This window comes from Alcaligenes sp. SDU_A2 (assembly GCF_038237375.1).
In the GTDB taxonomy this organism is placed as follows: Bacteria; Pseudomonadota; Gammaproteobacteria; order Burkholderiales; family Burkholderiaceae_B; genus Alcaligenes.
On record NZ_CP151273.1, the window covers coordinates 613,132 to 638,868 of the forward strand.

Below are 25,737 nucleotides of genomic sequence, written 5' to 3' on the forward strand. Positions count from 1 at the left end.
GGAGACAGATCATGGGCCAGGACGAGCGTCCCGAGCGGACCGCTATTCGCGAACATATGATTATTGACGGCCAGGCCGTCAGCCAATCCCAGGGCGATCCCATCCCCGTATACGACCCGGCGACGGCGCAGATCATCGCGCATCAGCCCGAAGCGGGCGTGCCGGGCGTGGACCGGGCCGTGCGGGCTGCCAGGCAGGCGCTGGAGCAGGGCGAATGGGCCCAGATGCTGCCTGCCCAGCGAGAGCGCCTTTTGTTGCGACTGGCCGATCTGGTCGAGCAGCACGGTGATGAGCTGGCCCGTCTGGAAACACTGAACAATGGCAAGCTTTTGTACTTTTCCTATGGCCTGGAAGTCGGTGCCAGCGCCCAGTGGCTGCGCTATATGGCCGGCTGGGCCACCAAGATCAGCGGCGAGCTGCTCTCGCCGTCCATCGCTTTTCCGCCTGGCGTGCGCTATCACGCCTATACGCGGCCCGAGCCGGTCGGCGTGGTGGCCGCCATCGTACCGTGGAACTTTCCGCTGTTGATGGCCGTCTGGAAAATCGCGCCTGCTATGGCGGCCGGTTGCACCGTCGTGCTCAAGCCCGCCGAAGAAACGCCGCTGACGGCCCTACGCTTGGCGGAACTGGCACTGGAGGCGGGCTTTCCGCCCGGCGTCATCAACGTCATTACCGGCCGGGGCGAGAGCACGGGCGCGGCCCTTGTGGCCCATCCTGGCGTGGACAAGGTGTCGTTCACGGGTTCGACCGAAGTGGGCAAGCTGATCGGCCATCAGGCCGTGGACGGCATGAAGCGCATGTCGCTGGAGCTGGGCGGCAAGTCCCCGGTCGTCATCATGGATGATTGCGATGTGGATACCGCCATCGAAGGCGCGGCCAATGCGATCTTCTTCAATCAGGGCCAGGTCTGCACGGCCGGGTCGCGCCTGTATGTGCAGAAAAGTATTTACGAGCGTGTGGTGCAGGGAGTGGCAGATCTGGCTGCGTCTATGACGCTGGGCTCGGGCTTTGAACAGTCCACGCAGATCGCGCCTTTGATTTCCGCCCGCCACCAGCAGCGTGTGCAGTCGTATATCGAGCTGGGCCGTCAGCAGGGCGGGCGCATGCTGGCCGGCGAGGGCGCGCGCCCCGAACAGGGGTATTTCGTGCGTCCTACCGTGTTTGCCGATGTGGCCCCGGATGCGCGTATCCTGCGCGAAGAGATTTTCGGGCCTGTGGTGGTGGCCACGCCCTTCGAGACCGAAGCGCAGGCGCTGGCATTGGCCAATGACACGGATTTCGGCTTGGGGGCCAGCGTGTGGAGCCGGGATGTGGCCCGCGTACAACGCCTGGTGTCGGGCATCAAGGCTGGCACGGTCTGGGTCAATACCCACAATATGTTGGACCCCAGCATGCCGTTCGGTGGTTACAAGCAGTCGGGGCTGGGCCGTGAGCATGGCCGTGCCGCCGTAGAGGCCTATCTAGAAACCAAATCGGTCTGCATGGCGTATCCGGCGACCTAGCGGCCCCCCCGCAAACCCAAAAAGAGGGATACAGGCGCGGACACTATAACGATACCGCCCGCGCCTTTTATACGAGGAGACAAAAAATGCACGCAACCTTACGGCGCGTGGGCGTCGCGCTTTCCCTGTCCGGGCTGTGCGCCGGTACGGCTGTGGCTGGTGACCCCAGCGCCCGCGACTGGATTCCGGCACCGGTAGGCACCAATTTGCTGGCGGTGTACATGGCCGGCCTGAAATCCAGCGGTTTTTATCAGAATGGCTCGCGTCTGGACGATAGCCCCAAGCTGGGCGTTCAGGGGCTGGTCTATCGCCAGATGCACTTTCGCGAACTGGCCGGCAAAACCGTGCAGTACGAACTGATCGTGCCGGGCTTCAGAACCACGCTGGATCTGCCCGGCGAACCGCGCGATCGTCTGAGCGGCATCGGCGATGTCATTGCAGGGGCTGCCGTTTGGCTGCATAACGACCCCGAAAATCGCTTCTGGTTTGCCTGGGAACCCTTTATTACTGCGCCTACGGGCCGCTATCACGGTTCGCGCGCCGACATCTCGCCGGGTAAGAACCGCTGGAGCACCATTCAGGATTTTGCCGTGGTCAAAGGCTTTGGCGAATCGTCCTATTTGGAAGGCGTGCTGGAATTCGAGTTCTACGGCAAAAACAATAATTACTACGGCCAGACACTGAAAAAAGACACGGCTATTCGTCTGATGGCGCTGGCTTCGACCAATCTGACCGAAAAAACCTATGTCGGCTTGCGTTATCGCTACGAGACCGGCGGGCGCGAAAAAATTGCCGGTGAAACCGTCGTCAGCCGGGCGCGCAACCATCAGTTGGCAGCCGAAATCACCCATCAGCTGACCGATGCGCATCAGGTGCAACTGCAGTACATCCATGATTTGAAAGTTGAGAACGGCCCACGCATGCGCGGGCTGCAGTTCCGTTATGTCTACGCGTTCTGAGCGCGTGGCTGCGAAAGAGGAGACACGTCCAATGAAGTCTATGTACAGAAAAACTGCCGCTGCGTCGCTGCTAGGGCTGACCCTGGCCGCAGCCGCGCACGCGCAAGACAAGCCGCGTGAAGTCCTGACGGGTGGCCACAGCGTCGCGGCACCACAAGAAAACCGGATCTATGTCATGGATTCGGTGTTCAACCACCTGACCGAGAGCCGCGTGCACGTTTTTGACGTCACCAACGGCAAGTTTCTGGGCATGGTGCCTACGTCCTTCAACGGTCATGTGCAGTTGTCCAACGACGGCAAGAAGATCTACACCATGACCACCTATCACGAGCGGGTTACGCGCGGCAAACGCACCGATGTGGTGGAAGTCTGGGATGCCGACAAACTGACCTTCGACAAGGAAATCATTATCCCGCCCAAGCGCGTGCAGGGCCTGAATTACGACGGCATGTTCCGTCAGACGACCGATGGGCGTTTCATCATCTTGCAAAATGCCTCGCCGGCGACCTCGCTGGGGGTGGTGGATGTGGCTAAAGGCGATTATGTGCAGGACATCACGGCGGCGGCCGGTTGCTGGAGCGTGATTCCCCAGCCCAACCGGCCACGTAGTTTCATGACGATCTGCGGCGACGGGGCCTTGTTGACCCTTAATCTGGACGAGAGCGGCAAGGTCGCCAGTCAGTCGCGCAGCAAACCCATGTTCTCGACCAAAGACGATCCAATCTTCATTGCCCCGGCTTTGCAGAAGGACAAGGTCAGCTTTGTGTCTTTCTACGGCAATGTCTATACAGCGGACTTCAGCGGCGAAGAGATCAAGCTTGAAGAGCCCTGGTCGCTGCTGAACGACCAGGACAGGGCCAAGAACTGGGTGCCCGGCGGCTACAACCTGGTCGGCCTGCACCAGGCCAGCGGGCGCTTGTATGTCCTGATGCACCCGGACGGCAAAGAAGGCACGCATAAATTCCCGGCCGCTGAAATCTGGGTCATGGATACCAAAACCAAGCAGCGGGTGGCACGCATTCCGGGGCGCGATGCCTTGGCCATGAGCATCAATCAGAAGGCCGATCGCTTGCTGACGCTGGATGGCGGCAACGTCCATGTCTATGACATCAGTCAGCCCGAACCTGTGTATCTGCGCACCATCGAAGGCGCTGCCGAGGCATCTTTGCAGGTGCAGTCCCATCCGAGCGGAGGTTGATATGGACCCGATCCTGGCCTATGCCAGCGTGGCTTGTCTGGCGGTATTGATGGGCTTGGGGGCCCTGGACAAGTTGCGCCATTTCAGCCTGTTCGAGGCGGCCGTAGGGGGCTATCGGCTGCTGCCAGAAGTACTGTTGCGTCCTTTTTCCCTTGTGTTCGTGGCAGGCGAGGCCTTGGCGGCACCTTTGCTGTTGTGGCCGGGCAGTCGTCAGGCCGGTGCGGCGCTGGCGCTGGCGGTACTGGCGGTGGCGACCTTGGGCATTGTGCTCAATCTGCTGCAAGGGCGTCGGGATGTGGATTGCGGTTGCTCGGGCCTGGGCGAATCCTCGGCCGGTCTGTCCTGGTGGCTGGTGGGGCGCAATACCTTGCTGGCCATGCTGGCGGTGGCCGGCAGCGGCTGGCTGGCGCAGAGCGCGCGCGAACTGACCTGGATGGACGGTTTGACCTTTTTTGGCGCGACCCTGGCGCTGCTGGGTTTGTATCACGCGGCCAATCAACTGATCGAATCGCATTTGAAATTTCAGAAGATACAGAACTCTTAGGAGACAGACATGACTGCTTTAATGATTTCCAACGTAATTTTATGGGTGGTCGTACTGGCGCTGGTGCTGGTCGTGCTGGCCCTGTCGCGCCAGATCGGTGTGCTGTACGAGCGCGTGGCTCCGATGGGCGCATTGACGATGGACAAGGGGCCGCAAGTGGGCGATGCCGCGCCGGTGCTGGAGCTGCAGGACCTGCGTGGCCGCGCCGTGACAGTGGGTGTGGCGCGTCCGCGCAGCCAACTGATCTTTTTCATGTCGCCTACCTGCCCGGTCTGCAAGAAGCTGCTGCCTATTCTGAAGTCCATTCAGGGCTCGGAAGGCCAGTGGGTCGATATCGTGCTGGCCAGCGACGGCGAAATGCCCGAGCACCTGGCCTTTTATCAGAAGGCCCAACTGGATGCCTTTCCGTATGTGTTGTCTACCCAATTGGGCATGGGGTTCCAGATCAGCAAACTGCCTTATGCCGTGTTGATCGATGAATCCGGCGTGGTGCGGGCCAAGGGCTTGGTCAATTCGCGCGAACAGCTCGAAAGTTTGTTCAACGCCAAGGAATTGGGAGTGGCGTCGGCTCAGGAGTATCTGGCGGGCGCAGCGGGCATGAAGCAAGTGCAGGTATCACGTAAGGAGAACGTCAATGCGTTGGCTGGATAAACTCGGGGAGACTTTCTCCCGCTCGGTGGCCCATAAGACATCGCGGCGCAGCATGCTGCGTACCGTGGGCAAGGTCATGGTGGGCTCGGCATTCGTGCTGCCTGTGCTGCCGGTGGCGCGGGCCGCGGGGGGCGGGGGGCATCCCAGCCTGGATCTGGATAAGGTCAGCGACGAGGAGCTGAACTCGTGCGACTACTGGCGTCATTGCGCGGTGGATGGTTTCTTGTGTTCCTGCTGCGGCGGCACCACGACCACTTGCCCGCCCGGCTCCACGCCATCGCCCATTTCGTGGATCGGCACCTGCCACAACCCGCATGACGGCAAGGATTACCTGATCAGCTATCACGACTGCTGCGGCAAGACCGCCTGCGGACGTTGCCAGTGCAATACGCAGACGCGTGAGCGGCCCGGCTACGAGTTTTTCCTGCACAACGATGTCAACTGGTGCATGGCCAACGAGAACAGCACGTTCCATTGCACGACATCGGTATTGGTGGGCCTGGCAAAAAATTGATGGGCCCACGGGCCGGATAAGAGTCGGGACGCCTTGCAGGGTGTCCCGGCGACAAAGGAGGCATTGACTGTGTTCACACGTTTGCGCCTGGCCGGTTGGAGCGCTTTGCTGCTGTTGTTGACGCCGGTGGCGGTTGCCCAAGAGGAAATGGCCGCAACTGGCGATTATTTGCAAAGCTCACAGGCTTTCAAGGATTACATGCTGCAATGCGCAGGCTGCCATCGTTACGATGGGCGCGGCTTGTCGCATCGCGGCATTCCGGATTTCAATCAGTCCATAGGACTGTTTACGCGCTTGCCGGCCGGACGCCAGTACATGATACGGGTGCCGGGCGCAGCCCAGTCGCAACTGGACAATGCGGAATTGGCACGGGTGCTGAATTGGATTGTGGCCAAGTACAGCCCCGAGGACATCGCCCCGGACTATCGGCCTTTTACCTCGGCCGAAGTGGGCGCATCGCGCCGCCAGCGCTTTGACGATGTGCTGCCCGCCCGCCTGGCGCTGACTCGGCAACTGCAGGCGATGGGGCTGGAGCCGGCACCGTACACCTATGGCTCCACCGACCGCTGAAGGGCGGGTTAATAACCGTAGACGCATCAATGTTTTAAGGCTATAAGAAATCAGCGGAATGCGGTGCCGCATTCCGATTCCGATCAACGATGGCGGCCGCGTCCGGCCTTCAGGCAATGTCCATGCTATTGCGTACACCTTCGTCCTCGTTCAAGAGCCTGGCGGCCTGGCAGGAAGTGGTGTGCGATTATTTCGTGCCTCTGGAGATCCAGCCGGCTTCGCGGCGTGGTTTTTGCAATCTGGCGGCCAACGATCGTCTGGGCGCGGTGGACGTGACCGAGCTGCGCACCAGCGCCCAGCGCGTGCGGCGCACGCAGGCATTGGCCAGCCAGTCCGAACAGACCTTGTACAAGGTTACCTTGCAACTGAGCGGCAGCAGCCAGATCGAGCAGGACAAGCGTTGCAGCGTGCTGCAGGCCGGGCAGTGGGGTATTTACGATACGACCCGCCCCTACGAAGTGTCCGTTGCGGATCAATCCCATTTTTTGGTATTGCAGTTCCCGGAGGAGCGACTGCTGTCCTGGCAGCCTTGGTTGCGCGGCGCGGTGGCGCGCTCTTTTTCCGCCGCCAGCGGCCCGGCGCGCATTGCCGTGGACATGCTGCGGTTGGGACTGGAAGAACGCGGTCATCTGTCGCCCTCCGCTCTGGCGGAGCTGTCCGAGACGGTGATCCGCATGATGGGCCTGAGCCTGGCCGAGGGGCGTCCCGTCGCCACCGAGTCGGCGTTGGACGAAGTGCGGCGCGGGCAATTGCTGCAGATTCAGCAGTATGTGCAGGGGCACTTGGGCGACCCGGGTCTGACCGCCCAGGCGTTGGCGGCGCAGTTCCGTATTTCGCGCCGCTACCTGTATAAATTGTTCGAACGCCAGGGCCAGGCTCCGGCGGATTACATTCTGGCGGCTCGTCTGGAGCGGGCCTGTCAGATGCTGGCTGACGGTAATCCAGGTCGCCAGATCGGCGAGCTGGCCTGGCAGACCGGCTTTTCGGATGCCGCCGTGTTCAGTCATGCTTTTCGGCGTCGCTTTGGTGTATCGCCGACGCAGTGGCGGCGTGCCCAGGGGCAAACAGATTAAGTACAGATACGTAGACGCAATTCCGACTGTCTGGCACTGGTAAGCCTTTCTATCCTAGAGGCAAGAATCGGGCGGCCGATGTGGGCTTCCCGCCGCTTCAAGGAATGCCTTATGCGTCATCATCTGGATTGTGCCTTGCTTCATACTTATCCCGATTGGGCCACGAACCTGCTTGCCATTACGCCTGCATGCGAACGTCTCCAACTGCATGCGTTAACCGCGCCGCCTGCGTCTCATCCTGATCAGGATTACCTGTTTTTACGCCGCGCTTCCGCCTTGTTGCTGCGCTTTGACGCTTGCCTGATTCCCATCGAAGAGGCCACGCTGGTCAGCACCCGGCGGGCCCTGTCGGCTGTTCTGGGCAGCTTGCCTGTGCCGGTTTTTGGCCTGGTGCGTGCCATCAAGGCGGCGGCCATCACCGACTTGCTTCAGTTGGGCATGGCCGACTATGTGCGTGAACCCTTGTGCCTGGACGATCTGCGCGCCCGCATTAATCGACATCGCCTGTGCGCCGGTTTTCAGGGCGGGGCTGAATCCGAGCAGTCGGGTCGGATACACTATAGGGTGCAGGAGGGTCAGGATCTGGTTCTGCACCCCGGCCCGACGGAGCGGCGCCTGTCGCAGACTATTCTGCAGCAGGAAGGCACTACCCTGGACGCCTACGCGGCGGCTGTGGCGTCGCGCTATGCGTGCAGCCAGGAGTCCTTCAAGGAAGCCAAGGGGCGTATTGTCGCCCGCTTCGAGCAGGCCTATATCCACGCCGCCCTGGACCGCCATAGTGGCAATATCGCCATGGCGGCCCGCTCCGCGCAAAAGCACCGGCGTGCTTTCTGGGCCCTGATGCGCAAGCACCACATCGATGCCGCACGCTTTCGATCCGCGTCAAACCCAAACGAAGAACACGATGGTTAAAATCAACAGGCATTTTTGAATAGGGATTGCCGTGTCTTTACCTCAATTGAAAAACGATGTCTTGCTGCGTTCGCTGCTGCGCGAACCTGTTCCTTACACGCCCATCTGGCTGATGCGCCAGGCGGGCCGCTACCTGCCCGAATACAATGCCACGCGTGCGCAGGCCGGATCGTTCATGGGGTTGGCCCAGAATCCCGAATTTGCCTGCGAAGTCACCTTACAGCCTTTGCGCCGCTTCGATCTGGACGCCGCCATTCTGTTCTCCGATATCCTGACCATTCCCGATGCGATGGGCCTGGGCCTGGATTTCGTGGCCGGCGAAGGTCCGCGTTTTGCCCGTCCCGTGCGCACCGAAGCCGATGTGCAGGCGTTGGCCGTGCCCGACATGGCCAAGCTGCAATACGTGTTCGATGCCGTATCCCTGATCCGCAAGGAACTGGATGGCAAGGTGCCGCTGATCGGTTTTGCCGGCAGCCCCTGGACCATTGCTTGCTATATGGTCGAAGGCCAGGGTTCGGACGATTACCGTCTGGTCAAGAGCATGCTGTATCAGCGTCCTGATCTTATGCACCGCATGCTGGAGATCAATGCACGCACTACCCAGCAATACCTGAACGCCCAGATCCGCGCCGGCGCGCAGGCCGTCATGCTGTTCGACAGCTGGGGCGGCGTGCTGTCGGACTCTTTGTTCCAGCAGTTTTCCCTGCAGTACACCCGTCAGGTGGTCGATGGCCTGATCCGCGAACACGATGGCCGCCGCGTGCCGGTCATCGTGTTTACCAAAGGTGGCGGTCAGTGGCTGGAAGACATCGTTACCTGCGGTGCGGACGCCGTCGGCGTGGATTGGACGGTTAATCTGGCTCGTGCCCGCACCCGTCTCCAGGATCAGGTTGCCTTCCAGGGCAATCTGGACCCCATGACCATGTTCGGTGGCGAAGCGGCCATTCGCGCCGAAGCCCGCCGTGTGCTGGACGACTTTGGCCAGGTGGGGCAGGGCGGCCATGTATTTAATTTTGGTCACGGTATTTCGCGTTTTACCGACCCCGAGGCTGTCGGCATTCTGGTCGACGAAGTCCACGCCTACAGTCGCCAGTTCCATAGCGTCTGATGGTTTCTGCGCGCCGCATCGTCATGGCGGCGCGCAGGTTATGCACATTTACGTGTGTAGATATTCTTAGTGCGTATTTCAGATATGGTTTTAATATCAGGCCTTAATCCATTGATTTTTATTCATTTATTTTAAAAGTCAGTTGGCGTTTGATTAAATTGTATCTGTGCTTGCATCTTTTCCCATTTTATCCAAGTCATTTTCCCCAAAGTTATCCACAGATCCGTAAGGTCTTGAGTTATCAGGCTTTCGGTGTTTCTCCCTATCTTTCAGGGCTTTTTCATGACCGTCGATTCCACCGTTACACAGGCTCCGGCGCAAGAAGCGGCCCAAGGGCCGTACTGGATGCATGTGGCGCTGGATGTCCCCCTGGAGGGTGTGTTCGACTACCAGCACACCAGCCCGGTGCAGATCGGGCAACGGGTAATCGTCAGCTTTGGCCGGCGACAAATGGTGGGGGTCGTGGTGGCATTGCCCCAACAGCCTTCTTATCCGCCTGCGCAGGTCAAAGCGGTGGAACAGGTGTTGGACGACTTGCCGCCTTTTCCGGCAGATTGGTTGCGCATGGCGCGTTTCGCCGCCGCGTATTACCACCGCCCGCTGGGCGAAGTCATGATGCCGGCCTTGCCTGGGCCACTGCGCAAGCCCTCGGCCTATCTGGGCAAGCGTTCGGCCGGCGGGCCAGTACTGCGCATGGCCAAGCGCAAGCCGCGTCAGGTCGAACCCGTAGATCCTGACCTTTTGCCTGTGCTCAACCCCGAGCAGCAGGTCGCGGTGGATGGCATTCTGGCCGCTCGCGGCGGTGGCTGCGTGCTGCTGCATGGGGTTACCGGCAGCGGCAAGACCGAAGTCTATATGCGGGTGCTGGAGCAGGTGCTGGCCGCAGGCCGGCAGGTGCTGTTCATGGTGCCCGAGATCAATCTGACCCCGCAGTTCGAGCAGGTGCTGCGCGCTCGTCTGGCGCGGGTGCTGCCGGGCGATGTATTGGCGGTTCTGCACAGCGGCCTGTCCGAAGGCGAACGCTTACGCGCCTGGCTGCGCGTGGCAGGGGGGCAGGCGCGCATTTTGCTGGGTACACGCCTGTCTATTTTCACGCCTATGCCCGAGCTGGGCTTGATCATCGTGGACGAAGAGCACGATACGTCCTACAAGCAGCAGGACGGTCTGCGGTATTCGGCGCGAGACCTGGCAGTGTGGCGGGGCCATGACCTGAAAGTGCCCGTGGTGCTGGGCTCGGCGACGCCGTCGCTGGAAAGTTGGAACCATGCCCGTCAGGGGCGTTACGCCTTGCTGAGTTTGCCTAATCGGGCCAGGGCCGTGTCTTTGCCTCGGGTGCGATTGGTGGATACGCGTCACCTGCGTCTGGAGTCCGGTTTTTCGCCACAATTGCTTGATGCATTGGAAGCGTGTCTGGACCGGGGCGAACAATCGCTGGTGTTCATCAATCGGCGTGGCTATGCGCCTGTGTTGCATTGCGCATCCTGTGGGTGGCTGTCGCAGTGTCCGCGCTGTACGGTATATACCGTTTTGCACAGGCAGTCTGGGTTTCGTCATAATTTGCAATGTCACCACTGTGGGTATCAAGCGCCTGTGCCACGCGCCTGCCCGGATTGCGGCGACCAGGATCTGCAGCCTATGGGTCGGGGTACGCAGCGTATCGAGGAGTTCCTGGGCGAACATTTCCCCGCAGCGCGGATTGCCCGCATCGATGCCGACAGCACGCGACGCAAGGGCAGTGCCCAGCATTTGTTCAGTCAGGTGCATGCCGGCGAGGTGGACATCATGGTGGGCACCCAGATGGTGGCCAAGGGGCACGATTTCACCCGGCTTAGTGTCGTAGGCGTGCTCAATGCCGATGCCACCTTGTTTGCCCACGATTTCCGTGCGCCGGAGCGCTTGTTCGCTCAATTGATGCAGGTGGCGGGGCGGGCGGGCCGTCATACTGAAGGGGCCGATGTCATCATCCAGACGGCCTACCCGGAGCAGGCGGTCTACCAAAGCCTGGTGCGCCACGATTACCTGGGCTTTGCTCAGTCGGCCTTGGCCGAACGCGAATCGGTTGGTTTGCCGCCGTATGCCTATCAGGTCCTGTTGTCGGCCGAAGCCGCTCAACTGGCCGATGCCATTCGTCTGCTGACGCAGGCACGGCGGTTGCCCGAAGACAATCCCCAGGACTACCCCGGCTCCGATCAGGTATTCCTGTATGATCCTGTGCCGCTGCGCGTGGTGCGCGTGGCCCGGGTTGAACGTGCTCAACTGCTGCTGGAAAGCGCGCACAGACCCGCCTTGCAGGCTTTTGTGCGATCCTGGGGCCCACAGGTCGCAGAGCTGGCCCGCCAGCAGAAAATTCGTATTACCCTCGAAGTTGACCCCCTGGAAATCTAGCGCAGCAATACCTTGTGCGCCGCTTACGCGATCGTCCTGAACCGTACCTTCAAACTTTTGGCTATGTCCTCCCCTTTGCCTACGCCCGGACACACTGTACCTACCGATCTGAACGCCATGCAGCGCCAGGCGGTGCTGTATATGGATGGGCCTTGCCTCGTGTTGGCGGGCGCAGGCAGCGGAAAGACACGGGTCATCACCCAGAAAATCGCTTATCTTTTACGCGAATGTGGTTACAGCGGCCGGCAGGTCGTCGCACTGACCTTTACCAACAAGGCGGCGCGCGAAATGAACGAACGCATCCGCGCACTGGTTGATCCCAAGCTGCTGCGTGGCCTGACGGTCAGCACCTTCCATTCCCTGGGCCTGCGCATGCTGCGCGAGGAAGCCCAGCATGTGGGCCTGAAACCCCGTTTTTCTATTCTGGACGCTAACGATGCCCTGGCCATCATCCAGGAGTTGCTGGCCACGACCGACAAGGGCCGTCTGAAGTCTGTGCAGCAGGAAATATCGTTGTGGAAAAATGCCTTGATGGGACCGGATCAGGCCGAGCAGGCGGCCAATTCGCCCAGCCAGATCGAGGCTGCGCGTATCTATCGAAGCTATGCCGCCACCTTGATCGCTTATCAGTCGGTGGACTTCGACGACCTGATTCGTCTGCCCGCCCAGTTAATGGAAGAAAACCCAGAGGTGCGCGAACGCTGGCAGCATCGGGTGCAGTACCTGTTGGTGGACGAGTATCAGGACACCAATTTGTGCCAGTACCGGTTGGTGCGCAGCCTGACCGGTCAGCGTTCCATGTTTACGGTCGTGGGCGACGATGACCAGGCCATCTATGCCTGGCGCGGTGCAACCGTCGAAAATCTGGCGCAGTTGCCGGTGGATTATCCGGCGCTGCGCGTCATCAAGTTGGAACAGAACTACCGCTCCGTGCAGCGCATCTTGCAGGCCGCCAATAATGTCATTGGCAATAACCCCGTGGTGTTCGGCAAGAAACTCTGGTCGGACCTGGGCTATGGCGAACCCATACAGGTCAGCGCCGCCGACGACGAACAGGGCGAGGCTGAATCGGTGGCCATACGCTTGTCGGCCGAGCGTTTCGAGCGGCAGGCACAATGGCGCGACTTTGCCATTCTGTATCGCGGCAATCATCAGGCGCGTGTGTTCGAGCAGGCACTGCGCAATCTGCGCATCCCGTATACGATTTCGGGGGGGCAAAGCTTTTTCGACAAGGCCGAGGTGCGCGATATCCTGTCTTACTTGCGCCTGATCGCCAACGAGGACGATGACCCGGCTTTTATCCGTGCAGCCACGACGCCTCGGCGGGGCATAGGTCAGGCCACCTTGCAGGTTCTGGGGCAGTTTGCTGCCGAACAGAAACTGTCCTTGTTCGCAGCGGTGCCCCAGATTGCCTTGACCGATCGTTTGCCCGAACGCCAGCTCGAACCTTTGCAAGTTTTTGTTCAGTTCATTGGGCGTATTCAGCAGCGGGCCGATCGGGTAGACAGCGACCTGGACGGGCACGATACCGCCGTCAGCGAACTGTTGGGCGAGCTCTTGCGTGCGATTGATTACGAGCGCTATCTGTACGATATGTTTGACGAGCGTCCCGCCCAGAATCGCTGGGAGAACGTGCTGGAGCTGATTACCTGGCTCAAGTCCAAAGCGTTGGACGATCAGCTCAGCCTGAATGATCTGGTACAGCGCGTGGCTTTGATCACTATGCTCGAGCGTGGCGATGACGAGGAACCGGATGCGGTCAAGCTATCCACCTTGCATGCGTCCAAGGGGTTGGAATACCCCCATGTGTTTTTGGTCGGTGTCGAGGAAGGGCTGTTGCCGCATATCGGGCGTGACGACGAGGACATCGCGCCCGAGCGTGAAGCGGAAGTTCTGGCACAGCGCATTCAGGAAGAACGCCGCCTGATGTATGTCGGTATTACGCGGGCGCAGCGCAGTTTGCGTCTGACCTGGTGCAAGAAACGTCGCCGCGCACGCGAAAACCTGGTGCGCGAACGCTCCCGCTTTGTGGATGAAATGAAGATCGAGGACCCCGCTGCCCAGGAAGACCCTGCGCAGGCGGCGCTCAGTCCAAAACAGCGTCTGGATATGCTCAAGAACCTGCTGAACAAGGCCTGATTTTCTTGTGTCGGAGGGAAAAAAGGTTCTTCGTTAAAGACAGGGGACTCTTTTGTATTGCTTGGTTCGTTTGGGCCAAGCGCGGAGAACCTCGGGTTCTCGCCAGGCCGATGTCATTGGCGTTTTGAACGGCGTCTTCAAAAAACCAGTTCGTCATCGACTGGGTAAGTTGGTTCCCGGAGTTCTTCGAAGAACCAAAACAAAAGCCTGCTGAATTCAGCAGGCTTTTCAACGTCAAGCGATGTTTTGCTTGTGTTTACAGCGGTGTGGCGTGGATTACCAGTAGCAAGCCGACATGCGGGCGTCGCGGATACGGGCTTCGTCCAATGCGCGGGTGACGCTGACGATAAAGTTGAACATACTGCGCACGGCGCGGGAAACCAGCGACGAGCCTTCTTTGGTCAGCGCAACGAGAGACACGGACTCACCGTTTTCCAGGGCATGCTGCATAACCCCACGCTCAACAGCGTCACTCCAGTGAATGTAGTGCGAGTAAGTGGTCATGGTAGACATTTGTTTGCCTTTAAGGTGAAAGTCTGACTGCGAGAACCTTCATTATAGGGTTTTCCCTAGGGTATAACAAGGGTAAACCCTAGTCTGTCCTTAGGGTGTGGTTTTTAGGGTAAACCCTTATTTGTTTGGCGAGGCAATAAAAAGCATGGGTGTGTGGGAGCTGGCGGCTGACACTCCGCAGTCATTTGCTTTTTCAAGGTCAACAAGCCCGCTGTTTGCGTAGGGCTGGCGTGTGCCAGCGTCGGCGCGGATCAGTGTCGCAGCCAAAGAATCGGCCCCGGAAGTTGGATGTCATTCCATCTTCGGGGGCCGTATGCCGGGTGTGGCGCATTGGGCCGGCGGCGTGGAGCCGGCAGCAGGATCAGCGCGGCAGGGTGGAGCTGCCCATCAGGAACTGGTCTACGGAGCGGGCGCACTGACGTCCTTCGCGTATAGCCCAGACGATCAGGGATTGGCCGCGCCGCATATCGCCGGCGGCAAAGACTTTGTTGCGACCGGTCTGGTAGTCCTCGGTATTGGCCGCCACGTTGCCGCGTCCGTCGGCCTGTAGCTCGAAGGCGTCCAGTACCTGGCGAACGGGGGCGACAAAGCCCATGGCCAGCAACACCAGATCAGCGGGGAAGGTGGCTTGCGAACCTTCGATCGGTGTCATGCTCATGCGGCCGGTGGCAGGGTCTGTTTGCCATTGCACACGGACGGCGTGCAATTGCTGGACTTGCCCGTTTTTGCCCTCCAGCCCCACTGTGCTGATGGCCCAGTCGCGCTCACAGCCTTCCTCGTGCGAGGAGGATGTGCGCAGCTTGACCGGCCAGTAGGGCCAGATCAGCGCGGTGTCTTCCTGTTCGGGTGGGCGGGGCATCAGCTCGAACTGAGTGACCGATTTGGCTCCCTGGCGGTTGCTGGTGCCCACGCAGTCCGAACCAGTGTCGCCGCCGCCGATCACAATCACGTGTTTGTCCTTGGCGCTGATGGCGGGTTTGCCGCGGTCGCCTGCCACTTGCTTGTTCTGGATGCGCAAAAAGTCCATTGCCGGATGTACGCCGCCCAGTTCGCTGCCGGGCGCATCGAGCAGGCGAGGGGTTTCGGCACCGCCAGCCAGGACGATGGCGTCAAATTGCTGGTCCAGCTCGGCAGCAGACAGCACCGTCAAGCCGGGTTCGCGGGCGGCGGCATCGTCGGCGCGGCCAATATAAGTGGATGGACGAAATTCCACGCCTTCGGCTTCCATCTGTGCGATGCGACGATCCAGCAGGTGCTTGTCCAGCTTGAAGTCGGGAATGCCGTAGCGCATCAGGCCGCCGATACGGTCGCTTTTATCAAAGACGGTTACCTGATGGCCGACGCGCGCCAGTTGCTGGGCGCAGGCCAGCCCTGCCGGCCCCGAACCGACGATGGCTACGCGCTTGCCGGTTTTCTGGCTGGGCGGCTGGGGTACGACCCAGCCGTTTTCCCAGCCTTTGTCGATGATGGCGTGTTCGATGGACTTGATGCCTACAGGCGCACGGTCGATATTGAGCGTACAGGCGGCCTCGCAGGGGGCGGGGCAGATGCGGCCGGTAATTTCGGGGAAATTGTTGGTCGAATGCAGCACATCCAAGGCTTGCTTCCATTGCTGCCGGTAGACCAGATCGTTCCAGTCCGGAATGATGTTGTTGACCGGGCAGCCGTTGTGGCAGAAGGGGATGCCGCAGTCCATGCAGCGTGCCGCCTGCACGCCGGCCTGCTGGTCGTCCAGAACCTGGACGAACTCCTTCCAGTGCTTGACCCGCGTCAGAGGCGCTTCGACCGCTTCCTGCAAGCGTTGGTATTCAAGAAATCCAGTGGTCTTTCCCATGATGTTTCTATTTCCTGATAGTGATGGGAAGGGTTCAGGCCGAAGCCGAACTGCGGGTTTTGCTGCTTTTGCGAGCGGGTTTGTCCTGCACGGCGGCGGGCTCCTGGGGCGGCTGCCACAGCTGGGCCAGCGCACGGCGGTATTCGCGCGGGATGACCTTGACGAACTGTTGGCGGGCGCTGCTCCAGTCGTTAAGCAGTTCACGTGCCCGGAAGCTGCCGGTCGCGCGGAAATGGTCCTCGACCAGGCCGCGCAAAATGGCCTCGTCGGTTTGCCGTTCCGCCTGGGCGCTGCGGCTGTGCCAGCTTGAAATATCGCTTTGCATTTCCTGATCGGCTTTGCTCAGCACGGGTTCCAGATCGACCATGCCGGGGTTACAGCGCAGTTGCAGGCGGCGTTCCGGGTCCCAGACATAGGCGACCCCGCCCGACATGCCGGCGGCAAAGTTGCGGCCTACCTGGCCCAGAACGACGACGGTGCCGCCGGTCATGTATTCGCAGCCATGATCGCCCAGGCCTTCGACGACGGCGCTGGCTCCGGAATTGCGCACCGCAAAGCGTTCGCCTGCCACGCCGTTGAAGTAGGCAGAACCGGCCAGGGCACCGTATAGAACGGTGTTGCCCACGATGATGTGTTCGGGGCCGTAGCCGCGAAAATCGTTGGGCGAACGCACGATGATGCGGCCGCCCGATAGTCCTTTGCCCACATAGTCGTTGGCTTCGCCCACCAGATCCAGGGTAATGCCACGGGCCAGGAAGGCACCGAAGCTCTGGCCTGCGGTGCCGTTGCACTGGATATGCAGGGTGTCGTCCGGCAGGCCCTGATGGCCGTACTTTTTGGTGAATACGCCCGAGAGCATGGCCCCAACGCTGCGGTTGCGATTGCGCACCGGGGTAATAAAGGACAGCGGCGTGCCTTTGCTCAGTGTCGTGGCGCTGCGCTCGATCAGTTGCAGATCCAGGGCCTGCTCCAGGCCATGATCCTGTACGCCGATCTGGCGTGGCGACTCGTCCGTCTCGACGCGGTGCAGCAGGCGCGAGAAGTCCAGGCCACGGGCTTTCCAGTGATCGATGCCGGCGCGCATGTCCAGCCAGTCGCTACGCCCGACCAGTTCGTCAAAACGACGCACGCCCAGTTGGGCCATCAGTTCGCGCACTTCTTCGGCCACGAAGAAGAAATAATTGACCACGTGTTCCGGTTTGCCCTGGAATTTGCGGCGCAGCACGGGGTCTTGTGTCGCCACGCCTACCGGACAGGTGTTCAGGTGGCATTTGCGCATCATGATGCAGCCTTCGACGACCAATGGGGCGGTAGCAAAACCGAACTCGTCCGCGCCCAGCAGAGCGCCGATGACGACATCGCGACCGGTTTTCATCTGACCGTCGGCTTGCACCCGGATGCGGCTGCGCAGGCGGTTCAGCAGCAAGGTCTGTTGGGTTTCGGCCAGGCCCAGTTCCCAAGGCGTGCCGGCGTGCTTGATGGACGAAATCGGCGAGGCACCTGTGCCGCCGTCATGGCCGGCGATCACGACGTGGTCGGCCTTGGCCTTGGCCACGCCGGCCGCCACCGTGCCTACGCCCACTTTGGATACCAGTTTGACCGAGATGTCGGCGCTGGCATTGACGTTTTTCAGGTCGTGGATCAGTTGCGCCAGGTCTTCGATGGAATAGATGTCGTGGTGCGGCGGGGGAGAAATCAGGCCCACGCCGGGTACGGAGTAACGCAGCTTGGCGATGTACTCGGACACCTTGTGGCCCGGCAGTTGGCCGCCTTCGCCGGGTTTGGCGCCTTGGGCCATCTTGATCTGGATCTGGTCCGCGCTACACAGATATTCGGCTGACACCCCGAAGCGGCCGGAGGCCACCTGTTTGATGCGCGAGCGCAGCGAATCATTTTTTTGCAGCTCTACATGGGCGACCACGCGGTCTTCGCCCAGAATGCCGGCCAGGGTATCGCCCTGACGTATGCCACTGGCACCGTGCTTCATTTCGTGCTCGTAGCGGCGTTCGTCCTCGCCGCCTTCGCCGGTGTTGGATTTGCCGCCGATACGGTTCATGGCCACGGCCAGTACGGCATGGGCTTCGGTGGAGATCGACCCCAGCGACATGGCCCCGGTCGCGAAGCGTTTGACGATTTCGCTGGCTGATTCGACTTCGTCCAAGGGGATGGCGCGGGCCGGATCAAGGCGGAACTCGAACAAGCCGCGCAGCGTCATGTGGCGGCGGCTCTGGTCGTTGATCAGGCGGGCATACTCTTTGTAGGTGCCGTAGTTGTTGGCGCGGGTGGAGTGCTGCAGCTTGGCGATGGAGTCGGGAGTCCACATGTGCTCTTCGCCGCGTACGCGAAGGGCGTACTCGCCGCCTGCATCAAGCTGGTTCTGCAAAACGGGATCATTGCCGTATGCGGCCTGATGCTGGCGCAGCGCTTCCTCGGCCACAGTAAAGATGTCTATGCCTTCTATCGGACAGGCGGTGCCCACGAAGTATTTGTCGATCAGCGAACGAGACAGGCCGACGGCCTCGAAAATCTGCGCGCCGGTATAAGACATATAGGTCGAGATGCCCATCTTGGACATGACCTTGTACAGCCCTTTATTGATGGCTTTGATGTAATAGCTTTCGGCATGCGCGGGGTCGATGTCGTTGGCCGGGTCCTGGGCCAGTTGCTCCAGCGTCTCGAAAGCCAGCCAGGGGTGCATGGCTTCGGCACCGTAACCACCCAGCAGTGCGAAGTGGTGTACTTCGCGGGCCGAGCCGGTTTCCACGACCAGGCCGGTGCGGGTGCGCAGGCCGGCGCGGATCAGGTGCTGATGGATGGCCGAGGTGGCCAGCAGCGCAGGAATGGCGACATGGTCGGCATCGATGCGACGGTCAGTCACGATCAGGATGTTGTAGCCGCTGCGCACGGCGTCGGCGGCGCGGGCGCACAGGGCGGCGACGCTGGCTTCGATGCCTTCAGGACCCCAGGCGCGCGGGTAGGTGATATCCAGTTCCAGGCTGCGGAATTTGCCGTTGCTGGCTTGTTCCACGCGGCGGATCTGATTCATTTCGGCCGGGCTCAGAATGGGCTGTGACACCTCCAGGCGCAGCGGCGGGTTGACGTTGTTGATGTCCAGCAGATTCGGCTTGGGGCCAATAAAGGACACCAGCGACATCACCATTTGTTCGCGGATCGGATCGATGGGCGGATTGGTGACCTGGGCAAACTGCTGGCGAAAGTAGTTATAGAAGGTCTTAGGCTTGTTGGACAACACCGCCAGCGGGGCGTCGTTGCCCATGGAGCCGGTGGCTTCTTCACCCTTGCCGGCCATCGGTTGCAGCACGACCTTCAGATCTTCCTGCGTCCAGCCGAAGGCTTGCTGCTGGTCGAGCAGGTCGCGGGCAGGCAATTGGGCGCGCACGCCGGGTACGCCGGGCAGCGAGTCCAGACGCAGACGCAGACGGTCGATCCATTGTTTGTAGGGGTGGGCGTTGGCCAGTTGGGACTTGATCTCGTCATCGGCGATGATGCGACCCTGCTCCAGATCGATCAACAGCATTTTGCCCGGTTGCAGGCGCCATTTCTTGACGATGCGGTGTTCGGGGATGGGCAGCGTGCCGGCTTCCGAGGCCAGCACGATCATGTCGTCATCGGTAATGGCATAGCGGGCCGGGCGCAGGCCGTTGCGATCGAGCAGCGCACCGATTTGCAGGCCGTCGGTAAAGGCCATGGCGGCCGGACCGTCCCAGGGCTCCATCTGCGCTGCATAGTATTCGTAGAAAGCGCGTCGGCTCTCGTCCATCTCGGCGTGCTGCTCCCAGGCTTCGGGCATCATCACCATCATGGCGTGCGGCAGGGAATAGCCGGACATGACCAGCAGTTCCAGACAGTTGTCAAAGGTGGCTGTGTCGGACTGGCCTTCGTAAACAATGGGGTACAGTTTTTGCAGGTCTGCGCCCAGCACGGCCGATTCCATCGTGCCTTCGCGGGCGCGCAGCCAGTTGAAGTTGCCCTGTACCGTGTTGATCTCGCCGTTGTGGGCGATCAGGCGATATGGGTGGGCCAGAGGCCAGGCGGGGAAGGTGTTGGTGGAAAAGCGCTGGTGCACCAGCGCCAGGGCCGAGCTGGCGCGCGAGTCGGCCAGATCCAGGTAGTACTGCCCGACCTGGTTGGCCAGCAGCAGGCCTTTGTAGACGACGGTGCGTACCGATGCCGAGGGCACGAAGTATTCCTGGCCGTGGGCCAGCTGCATGCGGTAGATGGCATGGCTGGCCGTCTTGCGGATGACGTACAGCTTGCGCTCCAGCGCGTCGGGCACCATGACGTCGGGGCCGCGGCCGATAAACAGTTGGCGGATGACCGGCTCGTTGGCCTTGACGGTCGGCGACATGGGCATGGTGGCGTCCACAGGCACATCGCGCCAACCCAGCAGAACCTGTCCTTCGGCGCGCACGGCGCGCTCCAGCTCTTGTTCACAGGCCAGTCGCGAGGCGGTTTCTTTGGGCAGAAACACCATGGCGACGCCGTATTCGCCCGGTGGCGGCAAGGTCACGCCCTGAGCCGCCATTTCTTCGCGGTACAGTTGGTCGGGGATCTGGATCAGGATGCCTGCGCCATCGCCCATCAGTGGGTCGGCTCCCACCGCGCCGCGATGGTCCAGGTTCTCAAGAATCTTCAGGCCTTGGGTGATGATGGCGTGGCTAGCCTGGCCTTTTATGTGTGCAATAAAGCCGACGCCACAGGCGTCGTGTTCATTGGCGGGGTGATACAAGCCTTGGGCTTGGGGGGGACAGGACTTTGTCATGGGGGGCATCCGCAAAGAACAGTGTGAAGCGCTGCATTTGTTGCAGCGCAAAAAATAAAATACTGCGTTTTTTTTTTATCGCGCAAGATTTTTTTTGCGTTTTGGCAAAAAAAATGATGGATAGCCGTATTGTCCTAAGTCAAGCCTGGCAAGGGTTTGGGCGTTTTTTGATGTGATTGCCCTAGGCACTTGCTTGAAAATTGAAGCAAAAAGCCGAGTGTTAAGTCGGTTTACGCGCCGTCGACAACTGTGTCAGGATGTGTCTGGCCTCGTCGCCCTGCAGCAATTGCATGAACAGCTGGCGCTCACGCTCCAGCGTATCCATCAGCGCCTGTCGTTGGGGCGCGCGCAGCAGTTGTTTGCTGGCACGCAAGGCCCGAGGTGGCTGTTCGGCCAATGTCCGCGCGCAGGTGCGGGCGGCCTCCAGGCTGTTGCCCGGATCGGTCAGGTCGGTCAACAGGCCGTCCTGCATGGCCTGTTCGGCGCTAAAGGGTTGCGATTGCAGCAGCCACTGGTTGGCACGACGCGGTCCTATCATTTGCGCCAGCAACTGGCTGGATGCGCCTTCCGGGCAAAGCCCCAAGGCCGTGAAGGGCATGCGCAGACGTGCATTGCGGGCGGCAAATACAAAATCAGCGTGTAGCAGCAAGGTCGCGCCTATGCCTACGGCGTGGCCTTCGACGGCCACGATCAGCGCAATGTCGGCTTGTACGAGACTTTTCAGGAAGGTGATGGCCGGTGGCTCCTGGTCTGTGCGCACGCTGGACAGTTCGGACAGATCATTGCCGCCGCAGAAATGTTCGCCTTGGCCATGTACGATGACGGCCCGCCAATCTGGATTCCGGTCTGCTTCTTGGATGTAGTCAGCCAGTTGCAGGTACATGGCGTTGGTCAGGGCATTGCGCCGCTCCGGGCGATCCAGAGTGATTTCCAGCCAGTGTTCCCGTTCTTGGGTACGTATCATGGCGCTCTCCGTGGCGGCAGGTCAGGCAAAGGGGGAGTCGATGACGGCTTGGCGCGCTTGCCGGTACTCGGCTTGCAATTGGGTCACGATCTGGGCCGTGGGCAGCACGGCGTCGATGCCGCCTATGCCTTGGCCGGCCCCCCAGATATCGCGCCAGGCTTTGCTGGAACCAGAACCAAAGTGGGTGTTGACGGTGTTTTCGGGGTTCAGCCTTTCCGGGTCCAGGCCGGCGGTTCGTATGCTGTCTTTCAGGTAGTTGCCGGGGATGCCGGTGAAATAAGGTGTGTACACAATGTCGGCCGCCCGGCCGCGCACAATCATGTTTTTGTAATCGTCAGAGGCGTTGGCCTCGGTGCTGGCGATAAAGCGCGTGCCGATATAGGCCAGATCGGCACCCATCGCTTGGGCAGCCAGGATGTCGTGGCCGCGTGTCATGGCTCCGGACAGGGCGATGGGGCCGTCGAAAATACGCCGGATTTCGTTCACCAGCACGAAGGGACTGAGCGTGCCGGCATGTCCGCCTGCGCCGGCGGCCACCACGATCAGTCCATCGACGCCGGCTTCCAGGGCTTTTTCCGCATGGCGCAGTGTGGTGACATCGTGAAAGACCTTGCCGCCCCAAGCATGCACATGGGGGACGATGTCCTGGGGGGCACGCAGGCTGGTGATGACCAGCGGCACTTTATGGTCGGCGCAGACCGCCATGTCCTGTTCCAGTCTGTCGTTGGACTGGTGAATGATGTGGTTGATGGCGTAGGGGGCGATGCGGCGTTCGGGATGCTGGCGGCGCAGTTCGGCCAAGGCGGCGTCGATTTCGTCCAGCCAATCCTTGAGCCGTTCCTGGGGGCGTGCGTTCAGGGCGGGCACCGAACCTATGATGCCGCTGGCGCATTGGGCGATGACCAAGGCGGGGCACGACACGATGAACATGGGTGCCGCCATGACGGGCAGGGACAGGGATTGATAGAGCTGCTGGGTCAAGATCGAAGGCATGGGCCGGGTCTCCTGGAAACAAGATGTGCGCCCCGCCGGCAAGCCTGAGCGGGGGTCCTGCAAGGAACATCTGCCGCTGAGTGTCTATTGTGGCTATTCTAGGATGGTTTTCGTTCGTCGGGGCGTGTGCATAGCGACCACGGCGGATCGGCCCGAAACGACCATCCCATGAGCACTTTGTTCTGTCCGCACGCCGGACTGTCTGCCATGGTGCATAATGAAAAGCTTCTCTGGATCATTGCTTCTTATGACCGCGACTGTACGAATTGCTCCTTTGGCTGGTTTACGCGTGCTGGACCTGACGCGAGTATTGGCGGGGCCCTGGTGTACCCAGAACCTGGCGGATCTGGGCGCGGATGTCATTAAGATAGAGCGTCCGGGCGCAGGGGACGACACGCGCGGGTGGGGGCCGCCCTATTTGCAGGATGCCCACGGAGCGGACACATCGGACGCTGCCTACTTCGGGGCTGCCAATCGCAATAAAGAGTCGGTGGCCTTGGATATAGCTACCCCTCAAGGGGCCGCTCTGGTGCGTCGACTGGCGGTGCGCAGCGATATCCTGGTCGAGAATTTCAAGGTGGGCGGCTTAAAGAAGTATGGGCTGGATTACGAGTCCCTGAAGGCGCTTAACCCGGCCCTGATCTATTGCTCTATTACCGGCTTCGGGCAGACCGGCCCGTATGCGTCCCGGCCTGGCTACGATTTTATGATTCAGGGACTGGGTGGGCTGATGTCCTTGACCGGTGAGCCGGGCGGCGAGCCGCAAAAGGCCGGTGTTGCGGTGGCGGATGTCATGACCGGCATGTACGCCACGGTGGCCGTGCTGGCGGCAGTGCTGGAGCGTCAGCGCAGCGGCCTGGGCCAACACCTGGACATCGCTTTGCTCGATTGTCAGGTTGCCATGATGGCTAATCAGAACATGAATTTCTTGACGACAGGCCAGGTGCCGGAGCGGCCCGGCAATGCCCATCAGAATCTGGTGCCGTATCAGGTCTTTGCCGCCAGCGACGGGCACCTGATCGTGGCAGTGGGTAATGACACGCAGTTCGCCAGTCTTGCCCGTGTGCTGCAACATCCCGAATGGGCGCAGGACCCGCGTTTTGCGCGCAATGCCGGGCGCGTCGTACATAGAGAGCTCTTGGTGCCACTGCTGGCGCAGCAGATGCTTACCCGAACCCGCGATGCCTGGTTGTCGGCCCTGGAAGCCGCCGGTGTACCGGCCGGACCGATCAACACGATGGCGCAGGTGTACCAGGACCCGCAAGTGCTGGCCCGTGGCCTGCGGCTGGATTTGCCGCGCCCGGATGGCAGCCTGGTGCCTTCGGTGGCCAGTCCGCTGCGCTTGTCCGAGACGCCGGTCCAGTATCGCCGTGCGCCGCCGGGCGTGGGCGAGCACACCCGACAGGTGTTGACGCGGGTGTTGGATATGACGCCGGAGCAGATAGATTCGGCTTTAGGCGGCTAAGGTCGCCACATTGCTATTTTCATTGCTTATTGATCAGGTTGTGAAACATGAAACAGATACAAACCATCGGTATTGTCGGGGCCGGTGCCATGGGGCGCGGGATTGCCCAGATTGCGGCCCAGGCGGGCAAGCAGGTGCTGCTGTATGACGTGAATGCCGATTCCGTGCAGGCTGCCTTGGCGGATCTGCGCGCGGTCTGGGGGCGCTTACAAGAGAAAGGCAAGCTCAGCGCCGAGCAGGTCCAGGCCGCCCAGGCGTGCCTGAGCGTTGCTTCCGATTTGCAGGCCCTGGCCGGCGCGGATCTGGTGGTGGAAGCCATTGTGGAGCGACTGGATGTCAAGCAGGGCTTGCTGCAGCAGTTAGAGGACATCGTCGCGCCTGACTGCGTGCTGGCATCGAACACGTCGTCCTTGTCCATTACTGCCATTGCCCAGGCTTGCCGTCATCCGGAGCGTGTTGCCGGGTATCACTTCTTCAATCCTGTCCCGCTGATGAAGGTGGTGGAAGTCATCGACGGGCTGCGCACTCGCCCGGACGTAGGCGATGCGCTGATGCAGGTGTCGCGTGATATGGGCCATACACCGGTGCGCGCCAAGGACATGCCTGGCTTCATCGTGAATCACGCCGGGCGCGGGATGAATATCGAGGGGCTGAAGATCGCCCAGGAGTGCGTTGCGCCTTTCTACCAGATCGATGCCATCATGCGCGAACAGGCCGGCTTTCGCATGGGGCCGTTCGAGCTACTGGACCTGACAGCGCTGGACGTGTCCCATCCTGTCATGGAGTCGATCTATCGTCAGTTTTACGACGAGCCACGTTTCCGGCCTTCGCCCATTACGGCGGTGCGCCATGCCGGTAAGCTGTTTGGCCGCAAAAACGGTCAAGGCTTCTATACCTACGTAGACGGCAAGAAGCAGGTGCCCACCGAACCCGCCGTGCCCGTGGTCGAACAGACGGCGTCGGTCTGGGTGGCACCTTATCACGAGCAAGGCAGTGAACGGGCACGTCGTTTGATGGAGCAACTGGGCGCGACGGTGGTTCAGGGTGAACAGCCCCCGGCCGATGCCCTGATTCTGCTGACGCCGTATGGCGAAGATGTGGCCACGCTGGTGGCGCGCCATGGCCTGGACCCAGCGCGCAGCGTGGCCTTGGATACCTTGTTCGGCCTGGAGCAGGGGCGGCGTCGCGTGCTGATGTGCTCGGCGGCTACAACTCCGCCGTGGCGCGATCAGGCCTGGGCTCTGCTGGCCCGCGACGGCACAGCGGTCAGCGTGATCGAGGACTCGGCCGGCTTTGTGGCGCAGCGGCTGGTGGGGACGATTGTCAATATCGCCTGCGACATTGCGCAGCAGCAGATTGCCACGCCGTCGGACATTGACGCGGCCGTGCGCTTAGGTCTGGGTTACCCGCACAATGGGCCGCTGTCCATGGGCGATGCCTTCGGTGCTGCTGCCCTGCTGCAAGTGTTGCAGACTCTGCAAGCTGTGACCGGTGATATGCGCTACCGTGCCAGCCCCTGGTTGCAGCGCCGTGTGCAGTTGGGCCTGTCCCTGACCGCCCAACCTCAGTGTCGGGCCCAGTAGTGGGATGAGGGTATCATTCTCAGGCTCGTCAAAGCCGCCATGCCATA

General features: G+C 61.0%; 19 protein-coding genes. 14 read left to right on the forward strand and 5 right to left on the reverse strand.

Annotation, left to right across the window (positions count from 1 at the left end; genetic code table 11):
* Positions 1-11: 11 nt before the first annotated feature.
* The 12 genes from AADW57_RS02795 (at position 12) to AADW57_RS02850 (ending at position 13,555) form a co-directional block, all read left to right on the forward strand.
* A complete protein-coding gene (locus AADW57_RS02795) occupies positions 12-1,502 on the forward strand; it encodes an aldehyde dehydrogenase family protein (RefSeq protein ID WP_341668540.1) in 1,491 nt (496 codons plus the stop codon).
* Positions 1,503-1,588: 86 nt separating this feature from the next.
* Positions 1,589-2,461: a transporter gene (locus AADW57_RS02800; protein ID WP_341668541.1), complete on the forward strand. Its 873-nt coding sequence runs from the start codon at positions 1,589-1,591 to the stop codon at positions 2,459-2,461.
* Between the two features lie 31 nt (positions 2,462-2,492).
* Positions 2,493-3,659, forward strand: coding sequence for an amine dehydrogenase large subunit (locus tag AADW57_RS02805; protein ID WP_341668542.1), 1,167 nt, complete (start codon positions 2,493-2,495; stop codon positions 3,657-3,659).
* A gap of 1 nt (position 3,660) precedes the next feature.
* The gene (locus AADW57_RS02810) at positions 3,661-4,203 is read left to right on the forward strand and encodes a MauE/DoxX family redox-associated membrane protein (RefSeq protein WP_341668543.1); all 543 of its coding nucleotides are present in this window, start codon (positions 3,661-3,663) and stop codon (positions 4,201-4,203) included.
* Between the two features lie 9 nt (positions 4,204-4,212).
* A complete protein-coding gene (mauD, locus tag AADW57_RS02815; protein WP_341668544.1) occupies positions 4,213-4,854 on the forward strand; it encodes a methylamine dehydrogenase accessory protein MauD in 642 nt (213 codons plus the stop codon).
* Complete coding sequence (locus AADW57_RS02820) at positions 4,838-5,368, forward strand: methylamine dehydrogenase light chain (protein ID WP_341668545.1); 531 nt, start codon at positions 4,838-4,840, stop codon at positions 5,366-5,368. The genes mauD and AADW57_RS02820 overlap by 17 nt, the downstream gene beginning before the upstream one ends.
* A gap of 69 nt (positions 5,369-5,437) precedes the next feature.
* Positions 5,438-5,938, forward strand: coding sequence for a cytochrome C (locus AADW57_RS02825; RefSeq protein ID WP_341668546.1), 501 nt, complete (start codon positions 5,438-5,440; stop codon positions 5,936-5,938).
* A gap of 122 nt (positions 5,939-6,060) precedes the next feature.
* Positions 6,061-7,011 carry an AraC-like ligand-binding domain-containing protein gene (locus AADW57_RS02830; protein WP_341668547.1) on the forward strand — a complete coding sequence of 317 codons (951 nt, stop codon included), beginning with the start codon at positions 6,061-6,063 and terminating at the stop codon, positions 7,009-7,011.
* A 111-nt stretch (positions 7,012-7,122) separates the two neighbouring features.
* Complete coding sequence (locus tag AADW57_RS02835; protein WP_341668548.1) at positions 7,123-7,923, forward strand: hypothetical protein; 801 nt, start codon at positions 7,123-7,125, stop codon at positions 7,921-7,923.
* Between the two features lie 31 nt (positions 7,924-7,954).
* Positions 7,955-9,031, forward strand: coding sequence for a uroporphyrinogen decarboxylase (gene hemE, locus AADW57_RS02840; protein ID WP_341668549.1), 1,077 nt, complete (start codon positions 7,955-7,957; stop codon positions 9,029-9,031).
* A gap of 345 nt (positions 9,032-9,376) precedes the next feature.
* A complete protein-coding gene (locus AADW57_RS02845; RefSeq protein ID WP_445819194.1) occupies positions 9,377-11,416 on the forward strand; it encodes a primosomal protein N' in 2,040 nt (679 codons plus the stop codon).
* A 63-nt stretch (positions 11,417-11,479) separates the two neighbouring features.
* On the forward strand, positions 11,480-13,555 hold the full coding sequence (locus AADW57_RS02850) for a UvrD-helicase domain-containing protein (protein ID WP_341668551.1): 2,076 nt from the start codon (positions 11,480-11,482) through the stop codon (positions 13,553-13,555).
* A gap of 276 nt (positions 13,556-13,831) precedes the next feature.
* On the opposite strand, the gene AADW57_RS02855 is transcribed toward AADW57_RS02850, so the two are convergent.
* From AADW57_RS02855 to AADW57_RS02875, 5 genes are all read right to left on the reverse strand, one after another.
* Positions 13,832-14,068 (reverse strand): hypothetical protein, encoded by a 237-nt coding sequence (locus AADW57_RS02855; protein ID WP_341668552.1) that lies wholly within the window; start codon positions 14,066-14,068, stop codon positions 13,832-13,834.
* Between the two features lie 361 nt (positions 14,069-14,429).
* Positions 14,430-15,902 (reverse strand): glutamate synthase subunit beta, encoded by a 1,473-nt coding sequence (locus AADW57_RS02860; protein ID WP_341668553.1) that lies wholly within the window; start codon positions 15,900-15,902, stop codon positions 14,430-14,432.
* 34 nt (positions 15,903-15,936) lie between these two features.
* Positions 15,937-20,685 (reverse strand): glutamate synthase-related protein, encoded by a 4,749-nt coding sequence (locus AADW57_RS02865; RefSeq protein WP_445819172.1) that lies wholly within the window; start codon positions 20,683-20,685, stop codon positions 15,937-15,939.
* 220 nt (positions 20,686-20,905) lie between these two features.
* On the reverse strand, positions 20,906-21,649 hold the full coding sequence (locus tag AADW57_RS02870; protein ID WP_341668555.1) for an enoyl-CoA hydratase/isomerase family protein: 744 nt from the start codon (positions 21,647-21,649) through the stop codon (positions 20,906-20,908).
* Between the two features lie 21 nt (positions 21,650-21,670).
* Complete coding sequence (locus AADW57_RS02875; protein WP_341668556.1) at positions 21,671-22,642, reverse strand: NAD(P)H-dependent flavin oxidoreductase; 972 nt, start codon at positions 22,640-22,642, stop codon at positions 21,671-21,673.
* 247 nt (positions 22,643-22,889) lie between these two features.
* On the opposite strand from AADW57_RS02875, the gene AADW57_RS02880 reads away from it, so the two are divergent.
* Together AADW57_RS02880 and AADW57_RS02885 are read left to right on the forward strand one after the other, a co-directional pair.
* On the forward strand, positions 22,890-24,107 hold the full coding sequence (locus AADW57_RS02880) for a CaiB/BaiF CoA transferase family protein (RefSeq protein WP_341668557.1): 1,218 nt from the start codon (positions 22,890-22,892) through the stop codon (positions 24,105-24,107).
* 47 nt (positions 24,108-24,154) lie between these two features.
* Entirely contained in the window at positions 24,155-25,690 is a 1,536-nt protein-coding gene (locus AADW57_RS02885) for a 3-hydroxyacyl-CoA dehydrogenase (RefSeq protein WP_341668558.1), read from the forward strand.
* Positions 25,691-25,737: the final 47 nt, after the last annotated feature.